Source organism: Olleya sp. ITB9 (genome assembly GCF_001315805.1).
Lineage (GTDB): Bacteria > Bacteroidota > Bacteroidia > Flavobacteriales > Flavobacteriaceae > Olleya > Olleya sediminilitoris.
The window spans coordinates 21,198-33,567 of the sequence record NZ_BCBW01000031.1 but is presented as its reverse complement, the minus strand read 5'-3'; the positions used below and the strand labels follow the sequence as shown (position 1 = coordinate 33,567).

11 protein-coding genes are annotated in these 12,370 nt (G+C 31.6%); 4 read left to right on the top strand and 7 right to left on the bottom strand.

Features of this window, described 5'->3' with window-relative positions; genetic code table 11:
• Positions 1–38 precede the first annotated feature (38 nt).
• On the bottom strand, positions 39–536 hold the full coding sequence (locus ITB9_RS08365) for a hypothetical protein (RefSeq protein WP_054851869.1): 498 nt from the start codon (positions 534–536) through the stop codon (positions 39–41).
• Between the two features lie 98 nt (positions 537–634).
• Between ITB9_RS08365 and der the strand changes: the two genes are divergently transcribed.
• A complete protein-coding gene (gene der / locus ITB9_RS08360; RefSeq protein ID WP_054851868.1) occupies positions 635–1,942 on the top strand; it encodes a ribosome biogenesis GTPase Der in 1,308 nt (435 codons plus the stop codon).
• Between the two features lie 109 nt (positions 1,943–2,051).
• Positions 2,052–4,832, top strand: coding sequence for an outer membrane beta-barrel protein (locus ITB9_RS08355; protein WP_054851867.1), 2,781 nt, complete (start codon positions 2,052–2,054; stop codon positions 4,830–4,832).
• On the opposite strand, the gene ITB9_RS08350 is transcribed toward ITB9_RS08355, so the two are convergent.
• From ITB9_RS08350 to ITB9_RS08325, 6 genes are read right to left on the bottom strand one after another with little or no spacing between them, the layout of a single operon-like run.
• Entirely contained in the window at positions 4,822–5,304 is a 483-nt protein-coding gene (locus ITB9_RS08350; RefSeq protein WP_054851866.1) for a YgcG family protein, read from the bottom strand. The genes ITB9_RS08355 and ITB9_RS08350 overlap by 11 nt on opposite strands.
• Before the next feature lie 25 nt (positions 5,305–5,329).
• The gene (locus ITB9_RS08345; RefSeq protein ID WP_082396127.1) at positions 5,330–6,214 is read right to left on the bottom strand and encodes a TPM domain-containing protein; all 885 of its coding nucleotides are present in this window, start codon (positions 6,212–6,214) and stop codon (positions 5,330–5,332) included.
• Complete coding sequence (locus tag ITB9_RS08340; protein WP_028289594.1) at positions 6,211–6,654, bottom strand: TPM domain-containing protein; 444 nt, start codon at positions 6,652–6,654, stop codon at positions 6,211–6,213. The genes ITB9_RS08345 and ITB9_RS08340 overlap by 4 nt, the downstream gene beginning before the upstream one ends.
• Before the next feature lie 6 nt (positions 6,655–6,660).
• The gene (locus ITB9_RS08335) at positions 6,661–7,260 is read right to left on the bottom strand and encodes a LemA family protein (RefSeq protein ID WP_028289595.1); all 600 of its coding nucleotides are present in this window, start codon (positions 7,258–7,260) and stop codon (positions 6,661–6,663) included.
• 37 nt (positions 7,261–7,297) lie between these two features.
• Positions 7,298–7,627, bottom strand: a complete 330-nt coding sequence (locus tag ITB9_RS08330; protein WP_028289596.1) for a MerR family transcriptional regulator — start codon at positions 7,625–7,627, stop codon at positions 7,298–7,300.
• Positions 7,627–8,598 (bottom strand): M23 family metallopeptidase, encoded by a 972-nt coding sequence (locus ITB9_RS08325; RefSeq protein WP_028289597.1) that lies wholly within the window; start codon positions 8,596–8,598, stop codon positions 7,627–7,629. Before ITB9_RS08325 ends, ITB9_RS08330 begins: the two co-directional genes overlap by 1 nt.
• 134 nt (positions 8,599–8,732) lie before the next feature.
• Between ITB9_RS08325 and alaS the strand changes: the two genes are divergently transcribed.
• Both alaS and ITB9_RS08315 read left to right on the top strand, forming a co-directional pair.
• A complete protein-coding gene (alaS, locus tag ITB9_RS08320) occupies positions 8,733–11,348 on the top strand; it encodes an alanine--tRNA ligase (protein ID WP_054851865.1) in 2,616 nt (871 codons plus the stop codon).
• A 29-nt stretch (positions 11,349–11,377) separates the two neighbouring features.
• Positions 11,378–12,322 (top strand): GSCFA domain-containing protein, encoded by a 945-nt coding sequence (locus tag ITB9_RS08315; protein ID WP_054851864.1) that lies wholly within the window; start codon positions 11,378–11,380, stop codon positions 12,320–12,322.
• Positions 12,323–12,370: the final 48 nt, after the last annotated feature.

Sequence of the window (12,370 nt, the reverse complement as noted above, 5' to 3'; positions counted from 1 at the left end):
CTCATGTAAAAAAGCTTCAGTTTAATCTGAAGCTTTTTTTATTCGTCTAAAACAAGGCTCATAAATGTATATAAATTAGTCATTTCAGATTGGTTGGAGGTTTTACTAATTCGACCTGAAAAGTATAACGCAAACCATAAAATAACCATTAATATTATTCCCCAAAGTTGTAAATGGTAATCTACTTTAAGCGCATAATTAGAATATGCCCAAACGCAAAAGGCAATAAATAAACCAGCAATAACAAAATGTAAAAACATAAATAAAGTCCAAACGGTAGGGTTAGGTCCAAATAATCCATACAACTGACTTGTATTATTATTTACTTCATTTATTTCTAAATGTAATTGTGGTGACCAAAAATGCTGTTGTGCTTTTGGTAGTTTAATAAAAACATGATCATCTATTCTTGAGACAATAAATTGGCTTTGGTTATGCTTTTTAGCTTCAAAAGCCTCTAAAACAGTGCTGTGTTTTTTATTTATTTCTATTTTAAATCGTGGTCGTAGCACGACTTGGTTTAAGTTTTCGTTCATAAATATCTCATAATGAAAGTAAAATACTATTTTTTCTCAAACTAAACACTACCTTTGCACTCGCTTACAGGATATGTAATGCATAAAAACTTAAAATTATGAGCAGTATAGTAGCTATCGTCGGAAGACCAAATGTTGGTAAATCTACCTTTTTTAATCGTTTAATACAACGTCGTGAGGCAATTGTCGACGCAGTTAGTGGTGTGACTAGAGATAGACATTACGGAAAAAGTGATTGGAACGGAAGAGAATTTTCTTTAATTGATACAGGAGGATACGTTAAAGGTAGTGATGATATTTTTGAAGCTGAAATTGATAAGCAAGTAGAATTGGCTATTGATGAAGCGGATGCCATAATATTTATGGTAAGTGTAGAAGATGGTGTTACAGGAATGGATGAAGATGTTGCCAAATTACTACGTAAAGTAACAAAACCAGTATTTTTAGTTGTAAACAAAGTAGATAACGGTAAACGTGAAGAGGATGCTGTAGAGTTTTACAACCTTGGACTTGGTGATTATTTTAGTGTTGCAAGTATAAATGGAAGTGGTACTGGAGATTTACTAGATGCTTTAGTAAAAGCTTTACCAGAAAATGAAGAAGAACAAATAGAAGATATTTTACCAAGATTTGCTGTAGTTGGACGTCCAAATGCAGGAAAATCGTCATTTATTAATGCTCTTATTGGTGAAGATAGATATATAGTTACAGATATTGCAGGAACAACTAGAGATGCAATTGATACTAAATATAACCGTTTTGGATTTGAGTTTAACTTAGTGGATACTGCTGGTATCCGTAAAAAATCTAAAGTTAAAGAAGATTTAGAGTTTTACTCTGTAATGCGAAGCGTACGTGCAATAGAGCATGCAGATGTTTGTTTATTAGTCGTTGATGCAACAAGAGGTTTTGATGGTCAAATTCAAAATATATTTTGGTTAGCGCAACGTAACCGTAAAGGTATTGTGGTGTTAATTAACAAATGGGATTTAGTAGAAAAGGATCATAAATCTACTACGGAGTTTGAAAAGTATATCAAAAAACAATTAGAGCCTTTTACAGACGTGCCAATTGTATTTATTTCTGCTTTAACAAAACAACGTATTTACAAAGCTATTGAAACTGCTGTTGAGGTTTATAATAACCGTACAAAACGTATTAAAACTAGTGAGTTAAATGAGACGTTGTTGCCTATTATAGATAACTATCCACCACCAGCTTACAAAGGTAAGTTTGTTAAGATTAAGTATATTATGCAACTGCCTACACCACAGCCTCAGTTTGCTTTTTTCTGTAATTTACCTCAATATGTTCGTGAAGGTTATAAGCGTTATTTAGAGAATAAATTACGTGAAATTTATGACTTTAAAGGTGTGCCTATTAGCGTTTACATGCGTAAAAAATAATCATTCTAAATTACTTTTAGCTTTTTTTTAAGATAGATAATTGGATTACAAAGTTATTTTCGTTGAAAATAAATAGCTATTAATCAAGCTGTAACATCAACCAAAAACAATGCGTAACTTAATTATTGTTTGTACACTATTATGTGCAGTATTTTCATTTAGTCAATCCAAAGAATTTAGTATTAAAGGTCAAGTTTTAGACGGTTTAGACCAATCACCTCTAGAAGCTGCTACAGTTTATCTAGAAAGAGCTAAGGATAGCAGCCTGGTAACTTATACTATAACTAATAAAGATGGAAGCTTTGAGCTAGAGGACCAAACCAGTCTAGAAAACCTAAATTTATTAGTGTCTTATGTTGGATATCAATCTTACAAACAAAAAGTAACAATCAATAAATCGGTTATAGATTTAGGAGCTATTAAACTACAAATTAGTAATTCGTTAGATGAAGTTTTAATACAATCATCAGCTCCTGTTACTATCAAAAAAGATACTTTAGAGTTTAATGTCAATTCTTTTAAAACAAAAAAAGATGCGACTGTTGAAGATTTACTTAAGCAATTACCAGGAGTAGAAATTGACGAAGAAGGCAAAATTAAAGTTAATGGTAAAGAGGTCAATAAAATATTAGTAAATGGTAAACCCTTTTTTGGTAATGATCCTTCAATAACAATTAAAAATCTTACTAAAGAAATTATAGAAAAAATTCAAGTTGTAGATACTAAGACTAAAAGTGAAGCTTTTACAGGTGAAGAAGGTGATACAGAAAACAAAACTATAAACCTGACTATTAAAGAAGAAAACAACAAAGGGGTTTTTGGTCGTGTTGCAGGAGGAGTTGGTACTGATGACAGGTATGAATTTGCAGGTATGTTTAATAGGTTTGATAACGACCAACGTATTAGTGTTTTGGTTGGAGGAAATAATATAAACTCTCCTGGATTTAGCTTCGGAGAAATCGAAAAAATGTTTGGTAATGGCGGAAGTACTTGGTTTAATAGTAATGGCTCATTTAGTATTAATGGACGACAATTTGGAGGAGGTCAAGGGATTACAACGTCTAATTTAGCAGGTGCTAATTATGCTGATACTTTTGGCGAAAAAACAGAGGTTTCAGCAGATTATTTTTATTCTAATAGTAATTCTGAAAACGAAACCGCTTCACAACGTGAAACTATTTTATCAGATTCAAGATATTTTTCCAATTCAAATTCTGAATCAGATAGTGATACACAAAGTCACTCCATTAATTCAGATTTTGAAATTAAGATAGATTCGACATTTTTTATTAATATAAAACCATCTTTTTCAAGTTCTACAAGTACAACAACTTATAATAGTAATGACGAAACCTTAAATGAAGATCTAACATTAACCAATCAATCTACTTTAAATTCGTTTGTAGAAAATAAAAGCAATAATTTTTCTAATCAAATTAGTGCAACTAAAAAGTTTGGGTCTAAAGGTGCTTTTATAAGATTTGGAATTAATAATAGTTTTAATGCTTCAGAAAGTGATGACTTTATTAATTCTAATACTGAAGTTTTTGGTGACTCAGCCGAAACTATTAATCGTAATCAATTTACAGATGGCGATAATAACAGTGACAATTTAAGAAGTAATGTTACCTACAGATTACCAATTAAAGAAAAAGAGTTTTTTGTAAATTTTGAATACGAATACCAACGTAATAATGACCAAAACAAGCAAAGTACCTTTGATTATAATAATACATCAAATCAATATGACGTGTTTAATGAAGCTTTAAGTACTGATTTTGAATATACAGATACTAAAAGTGTGCCTGGAGTTAGTTTAAGTTACCGAAAAGAAAAATGGTCTGCTAGAGTTGGTGCAGACTATGTGTTACGTACACTTAAAAATGAAGACGGTTTAAGACCGCAGTTTAATGTTGAAAGAGACTTTAATGCAATCGAATTGAACTCTAATTTTAATTATAGATTTAGTAAAAAAGCATCAATTTATGCAAGTTATAGGTTGTCAAACAGACCACCAGCTTTAAGACAATTACAAGCTTTTGAGGATGTGTCAAACCCTTTAAATACAGTTGTTGGTAATCCAAATTTAGAACCAACAAATGAGCATAGATTATATATGGGTTTCAATGCTTATAATTGGAAAGAGCGTACAGGTTTTTATATTTATGCAAATGTGTCAAAAAATCAAAATGCTGTAGTGTCTAGAACAACAATAGATTCTGAAACTTTAAAACGCACAACTACTTATGACAATGTTAATGGTAACCACAATGGTTATTTTGGAATTGATTACAGTAAGAAGTTTAAAATAGACTCTGTACAATCTGTGAGATTTAAAATAGGTAACTGGTCAAATTTCTCAAAAAACATTAATTATAATAATAATGTGCAATATGCTAGTAATGTTTTTGCTTACAATCCTAATGTTGGTATTGACTATATTTATAACGATGTGTTTGAGTTTAAACCACGTTACCGATTAACAATTACTAATAATACTTATGATATTGATGCGTTTGAAGATATTAATTTTACATCTCACAACTTGGATTTAAACACTGCTTTTTTCTTAACAAAAGGATTGGAATGGCGTAATGATATCACCTATAATTACAATCCAAATATCGCAGATGGTTTTCAAAAAGATGCATGGTTTTGGAATGCAAGTGTCGCGTATTCTGTTTTAAAAGATAAAGGTTTATTGACATTAAAGGTCTATGATTTACTAGATCAAAATACCAATGCTAGGCGTACTGCTACGCAAGATTATATTCAAGATACACAAAGTACAGTATTGCGTCAATACTTTATGCTTAACTTTAGTTGGAAGTTTAATAGTTTAGGTCCTAAAGGTGAAACTAGAGGAAACGGAATGTATTTTACGGATTAACCCATTTAACTTTAACCGAATCTAAAACTTGTAATACACCTTCAAAATAACGTTCTTCTTTAAAAGAAGGCACAAGAATATTTTCAATCAAGTCATAGCAGATAATATCTGTTATGACTTTTTCAGTTTCAGTACCTGTTGCTATCGCTATTTGACGATCGTGTTTGGATATTAGTAAAAGCAGACCGTTGTTTTTTTCGGCTTGACCGACACCTAAATTATTAGCTAATTTAGTAGCATAAGTTAGTGTGTTTTCTTGGTTTGGGATAGAGTCCTTTATATAAACACAAATTTGATTGGTAGTTTGTTTTTCAAAGTCTAAAATAATTTTTGAAATCGAGTCAGTTTGTGATTGAGTAAAAAAATTAGCCTCATCAATAACGACTAAAGCATGTTGTTGACTAGAATTTTGGGTTTGTGACTTACATGATAAAAGTGCTAAAAAAAATAGAAGTAGAGTAAATTGTTTCACTTTTAAAAATAAGTTTTAATTATAGTTACCAGCCTCCAGAAGCTCCTCCACCTCCAAAGCCTCCACCTCCAAAGCCTCCTCCAAAACCACCTCCAAAGCTTCCGCCTCCTGAGGATCCTCCAAATCCGCCTCCAAAACCTCCAGAATGACGTCTGTAGCTTCCACGACCAGAATTGCTTAAAATTAAGGCTTCTAAAATATCTCTAGTTGTATTGCTTCCTCCACCAAAATTATCGGTTCCATTACCATCACCACGTTTTTTGGATATGGATATTAGAATGATAATAAATATTAGTATTAAAATAAATATAAAGCCAACTGGAGTACTTTTCTTTTGACCTTGTCTTGTGCCTTGATATTCGCCTTTTAAGGTGTCAAAAATGGCGTCAACACCATTATTTAAGCCACCATAATAATCGTTACGTTTAAAGTATGGTATAATATCATATTCAATAATTCTAGAAGAGATAACATCGGTTAATAAATGCTCAACACCATAACCAGTAGTAATCATTATTTTTCGATCGTCTCTAGCTAATAGTATAAAAACACCATTATCTTCTTTAGCTTGACCAATTCCCCATTTTTGAGCCCATTGTGTGGCTAGATAATTAATATACTCACCTTGAGTAGATGGTATAATTGCAACAACAATTTGTGTTGATGTTGTGTCAGAGTATTTTATTAGTTTTTTTTCTAACGTCTGCTTTTGACCTTGTGTTAATAGTCCTACGTAGTCATAAACAGCATCTGGATTTGCTTTAGTTGGTTTGTCAGGTATTTTATATTGTGCAAAAGATAACTGAGTCCCTAAAAATAACAATCCAATTAGCATTAAAAAAGTATGTTTTTTACATGCTGTTTTTTTTGTTTTATTATGAAATGAGGATTGATAAAAATTTATAATCATCCTTTAGATATCGTATTTGGTAACTCATTAATATCATTGGCTTTAATAGGAAAGTGCGTTTTTAACTGTTCTCCAGCATGTAAAATGCCATCTACTAAACCTTGTTTAAATTGTCCATTTTTAAAATGGTTTTGGATAACTGTTTTAGTATCATCCCAAAAATGATCAGGAACCAATTTGTTAATGCCTTGATCTCCATAAATACTAAATTTATGATCGTTTACAGCTACATATATTAATACACCATTACGGTCTACTGTGTTATCCATTTTTAAAACAGAAAACACTTCTAATGCACGTTGTTCTAACATGTCATTACAAGTGTTTTCTATATGTACACGTATTTCGCCAGACGTTGTGTCTTCAGCAGTGCGTATTGCAGCTACAATTTCTTGTTCTTCAATAGTCGATAAAAAAGATTCTACGTTGTCTGATGCCATTTTTTTTTAGTCAAAATTAAATTCTACCTCAGGTGCATTTTCTGATCCTGGATCTGCTTTGTATCTAGCCATTTCTTCAAAACCAAACCATCCTGTTAAGACACTATTTGGAAATTTAGACGTATAAATATCGTATTGATTTACATCTTGATTATATCTATCTCTGGCAACATTAATACGGTTTTCTGTACCTTCTTGTTGTTTTATAAAATCTCTAAACTGATTCGTCGTTTTTAATTCTGGGTAACGCTCAAAACTAGCAATTAAGCGACTAAAAGATCCACTAAGTTGAGATTGTGCTTTCTGAAATTTTTCTAAGTTTTCAGGTGTTAAATCGTCAACATTTACATTTACAGAGGTTGCTTTAGATCTAGCTTCAATAACTTCTTTTAACGTTTTTCTTTCAAAATCTGCAGATCCTTGTACCGTTTTTATAACAGTATTATATAAATCATTACGTCTTTGGTAAGTGCTCTCTACATTAGACCAAGACGTTTTTGCATTAGCTTCTAGTGTTACAGCAGTGTTATTTATACCAACAGCCCATTTGTATAAACTAAAGGCTATAATTGCTATAATAATAATTGGTATAAGTAACTTTTTCATGGTAGATGATTTTTTATTTGTGTTTTCTGGTAATTGTTTATAGTTCATTTTTTAATTTTATTAGCTGTGCTTTAACACTTTCCAATTTAGCTATAATTTCAAAATTATCAAGTGTTTTTTTCTTTTCTTCTTTTAAATGAATTTTGGCGCCTTCTAAAGTAAAGCCTCTTTCTTTTACTAAATGATAAATTAACTGCAGGTTCTTAATATCGTCTGGTGTAAATTTTCGGTTACCTTTTGCTGTTTTTTTTGGTTTTAAAACATCAAACTCTTTTTCCCAAAATCTAATTAAAGACGTATTAACATCAAAAGCTTTTGCAACTTCACCAATGGTATAATATCTTTTTTCAGGTAGATCAATTATCATTAATCTAAAGATTGGTTTTCTAAAGAAGCTCGTTCTAATAATTTATTAAACTCTTCAGGAGTTAAACTTCCGTAGTAAAAATTAATAGGATTAATACGTTGTCCATCTTTAAAAATTTCGTAATGTAAGTGTGGTGCTTCAGAACGCCCTGTGCTTCCTACAAAACCTATTAAATCTCCACGTTTTACTTTTTGGTTTTTTTGCACATTATATTTGTACATATGAGCGTATAATGAAATATAGCCATAACCATGATTTATTCTAATATGATTACCATAACCAGCCGAGTTGCTGTCAGCACGCTCTACTATACCATCACCTGAGGCGTAAATTGGTGTACCTCTTGGTGCAGTAAAATCCATTCCCCAATGCATTTTTCTTAATTTGGTGAAAGGGTCAGATCGCATTCCGTATCCAGAAGCCATACGTGTTAAATCTTCGTTGCTTACTGGTTGTATAGCAGGTATTGCTCTTAAGAGTTTTTCTTTTTCTTCGGCTAAAATTGCAATTTCATCTAAAGATTTAGATTGTACTACAATACGTTTCAAAAGGTTGTCAATACGCTTGTTGCTACTAATAATTAGTTCAGAATTATCATAACCATCCAGTTTTTTATATCTATTAACACCTCCAAAACCTGCTTTTCGTTGTTCTTCCGGAATTGGATTAGCTTCAAAATATAAACGGTAAATAGCATTATCGCGATCTTCAATGTTTGCTAACACTGTTTCGGCTTCAGCCATTTTTTTGTTTAATAAATCAAACTGTAACTCTAGGTTAGTTAATTCGCGCTTCAAAGCTTTTTCTTTCGGAGATTCAAAGTATTGTCCACCTATAAAAACAAACAAAAAAGCAAATAAAGATGCAGCAATTAGTAACAGCGTTATGTACTTAAATGTGCGTCTTTTTTTGCGCTCAATTTTTTTATAAGAGAGCGTTTCAGAATCATAATAATATTTTACCTTACTCATTATCTAACTTTATACTATTTTTGCAATTGTTAAAGCTGAATTTTCAGCGCATTAAAATAGTTAACGAATAACAAATATATAAATTGTTTTAATAAGCGGTAGGCTTAGGTAAACAAGATTATCAACATAGTCCTATGAATTCTCAAGACATACGTACCACATTTTTAAAGTTTTTTGAAGATAAAAAACACAGTATTGTACCATCTGCACCAATGGTGTTAAAGGATGACCCAACATTAATGTTTGTTAATTCTGGTATGGCACCTTTTAAAGAATATTTTTTAGGTAATGCACAACCAAAAAATAATAGACTAACAGATAGTCAAAAATGTTTACGTGTTTCTGGTAAACATAACGATTTAGAAGAGGTTGGTTATGATACTTATCACCATACTTTATTTGAAATGTTAGGAAACTGGTCTTTTGGTGATTATTTTAAAAAAGAAGCAATTGCTTGGGCTTGGGAGTTGTTAACCGAAGTTTATAAAATAGATAAAGATATTTTATATGTTACTGTTTTTGAAGGTAGTGAAGATGCAGATAATCTTGATATGGATACTGAAGCTTATGATATTTGGAAACAATATATTAGCGAAGACCGTATTTTAAAAGGAAACAAAAAAGATAACTTTTGGGAAATGGGTGAGCAAGGACCATGTGGACCTTGTAGTGAAATACATGTTGATATTAGATCTGCTGAAGAAAAAGCTAAAGTAGATGGTAAAACTTTAATAAACGAAGATCATCCTCAAGTGGTTGAAATATGGAATTTAGTTTTCATGCAATACAACCGTAAAGCAAACGGAACTTTAGAAGGGCTACCAAACAAACACATTGACACAGGAATGGGGTTTGAGCGTTTATGTATGGTATTACAAAACGTACAGTCTAATTACGATACAGATGTTTTTACGCCTATAATTAGAGAAATTGAAGCCATTACTGGTAAAGATTATGGTAAAAACGAAAAAGCAGATGTTGCTATACGTGTTATTTCGGATCATGTTCGTGCTGTAGCTTTCTCGATTGCAGATGGACAATTGCCAAGTAATACTGGAGCTGGATATGTTATTAGAAGAATTTTACGACGTGCAGTACGTTATGGGTTTACCTTTTTAGATAAAAAAGAACCTTTTATTTACAGATTGGTAAATGTCTTGACTGAAAAAATGGGTCAGGCTTTTCCCGAATTAAAAGCTCAAAAACAATTAATAGAAAACGTAATTAAAGAAGAAGAAGCCTCTTTTTTACGTACCCTAGATCAAGGTTTAGCTATATTGGATCGTATTGTGGACAATGCTACAGATAAGCAAGTTTCAGGATCAAAGGTGTTTGAACTTAAGGATACCTATGGTTTTCCTGAAGATTTAACAGATCTAATTTTACGAGAAAAAGGATTTTCTTATAATAAGGGAGAATTTAATAAGCGTTTAAAAGAACAGCAAGGTCGTGGTCGTGAAGCCTCAGAATTAAAATCTGATGACTGGACTATTTTAATCGAAGATGAAGAACAAGAATTCATAGGCTATGATCAGCTAGATGCTAAAGTTAAGATTACAAAATACCGTAAAGTTGTTTCTAAAAAGGAAGGGACAATGTACCAATTGGTATTTAATTTAACACCTTTTTATGCTGAAGGAGGAGGTCAAGTTGGTGATAAAGGATACATACAATCTAGTAATGGTGACGTGTCATACATTGTAGATACTAAAAAAGAAAATAACGTAATAATACATTTAACCAAAGAGCTTCCAAGTGATGTTAATCAAACCTTTGAGGCTAAAGTAGATGAAAAACAACGTTACAGAACAGAGTGTAATCACACAGCAACTCACTTATTACACCAAGCATTAAGAGAGGTTTTAGGTGATCATGTAGAGCAAAAAGGTAGTGCAGTGCACTCAAAGTATTTACGTTTTGATTTTTCTCATTTCTCTAAACTAACTGTAGATGAGTTACGTGATGTAGAAAACTTTGTTAATGCACGTATCGAAAGTAAATTACCATTGCAAGAAGGACGTAATGTACCAATGGAAAAAGCAGTAGCAGAAGGTGCTATGGCTTTATTTGGAGAAAAATATGGAGATGCAGTACGTACAGTACGATTTGGTCAGTCAATAGAATTATGTGGTGGTACGCATGTTAAAAATACAGCCGAAATTTGGCATTTTAAAATAGTATCAGAAGGTGCTGTTGCTTCAGGTATACGTCGTATAGAAGCAATTACTAATGATGCTGTTAAGTCTTATTATCATGAAAACAACAGAGCGTTTTTTGAAATGAAAGACTTGCTTAATAATGCAAAAGAGCCTATTAAGGCATTGCAAAATCTTCAAGATGAAAATTCTAGTCTTAAAAAGCAAATAGAACAATTGTTAAAAGAGAAAGCAAAGAATATAAAAGGAGAGCTTAAAAATGAGATTACTGAAATTAACGGAGTTAATTTTTTAGCTAAAAAATTAGATCTTGATGCGTCTGGTATAAAAGATTTATGTTTTGAACTAGGTAGTCAGTTTGATAATTTATTTTTATTATTTGGAGCAGAAAATAACGGTAAAGCCATACTGTCATGTTATGTGTCTAAAAGTCTAGTTGAAACAAAAGATTTAAATGCAGGAACAATTGTTAGGGAATTAGGCAAACACATCCAAGGAGGAGGAGGTGGACAACCATTTTTTGCAACAGCAGGAGGAAAGAATCCAGCAGGAATCAAAGATGCTTTAGAAGCAGCTAAAGGGTATATTGCTTAACCTAATTAAAGCATATATTAGATTTGGTTATGAATCTACACACCAAAATACCACTAAAAAAACAAGACAAGAACCTAATAAGTTACAACACAAAGGTGTTTCTTTTAGGGTCTTGTTTTGCTGAAAATATTGGTGATAAATTTGAGTATTACAAGTTTCAAAATTATGTCAATCCTTTTGGTATTTTATTTCATCCTGTAGCTATTCATAACCTTGTAACTAAAGCTTTACAAGGTAAAAAGTATACAGATGAAGACGTGTTTTTAAACAATGAGCAGTTTCATAGTTTTGATGCACACTCCAAGTTAAGTCAGTCTACCAAAAGTTTAATATTACATCAGCTTAATGCAGCATCACAAAAAACAGGACACTATTTAAAACAAAGTTCACATGTTATTATAACTTTAGGTACTGCATGGGTTTATAAATATTTAGAAACTAATAAAGTGGTTGCAAATTGTCATAAAATTCCGCAACAGCAATTTAAAAAACATATATTAAGTGTTCAGGATATAGTCCATGCTTTACAATCTATTATAAGTCAAGTTAAGCAAGTAAATCCCAATGTTAATTTTATTTTTACCGTCTCACCAGTAAGACATATTAAAGATGGTTTTGTTGAAAACACACAAAGTAAATCCCATTTAATTACAGCAATCCATCAGGTGTTAGATAATCAATCACATTACTTTCCGTCTTATGAAATCATGATGGATCAGTTACGTGATTATCGTTTTTATAATGACGATATGATACATCCAAGTAATAAAGCAGTACAATATATTTGGGATAGTTTTAAAGAGGTGTGGTTTGATGATACTACTGAAAAAACAATGCAAACTGTAGCGCTTATTCAAAAAGGATTACAACACAAGCCATTTAATGCTTCGTCTGAAGCGCATATCAAGTTTTTAGAGCAGCTAGTTGCTAAACAAGAGCAATTGCAAAAACAATTTCCTTTTATAAAATTTTAGATATCAGATAGTTATGTTTGTTGGTGACGGTAGGTTATTTTAATTTAC

Bases quoted from the DNA above. Each gene is read 5' to 3' on its own strand.
- ITB9_RS08365 (WP_054851869.1), bottom strand. From the start codon at position 536: ATGAACGAAAACTTAAACCAAGTCGTGCTACGACCACGATTTAAAATA.
- der (WP_054851868.1), top strand. From the start codon at position 635: ATGAGCAGTATAGTAGCTATCGTCGGAAGACCAAATGTTGGTAAATCT.
- ITB9_RS08355 (WP_054851867.1), top strand. From the start codon at position 2,052: ATGCGTAACTTAATTATTGTTTGTACACTATTATGTGCAGTATTTTCA.
- ITB9_RS08345 (WP_082396127.1), bottom strand. From the start codon at position 6,214: ATGATTATAAATTTTTATCAATCCTCATTTCATAATAAAACAAAAAAA.
- ITB9_RS08340 (WP_028289594.1), bottom strand. From the start codon at position 6,654: ATGGCATCAGACAACGTAGAATCTTTTTTATCGACTATTGAAGAACAA.
- ITB9_RS08335 (WP_028289595.1), bottom strand. From the start codon at position 7,260: ATGAAAAAGTTACTTATACCAATTATTATTATAGCAATTATAGCCTTT.
- ITB9_RS08330 (WP_028289596.1), bottom strand. From the start codon at position 7,627: ATGATAATTGATCTACCTGAAAAAAGATATTATACCATTGGTGAAGTT.
- ITB9_RS08325 (WP_028289597.1), bottom strand. From the start codon at position 8,598: ATGAGTAAGGTAAAATATTATTATGATTCTGAAACGCTCTCTTATAAA.
- alaS (WP_054851865.1), top strand. From the start codon at position 8,733: ATGAATTCTCAAGACATACGTACCACATTTTTAAAGTTTTTTGAAGAT.
- ITB9_RS08315 (WP_054851864.1), top strand. From the start codon at position 11,378: ATGAATCTACACACCAAAATACCACTAAAAAAACAAGACAAGAACCTA.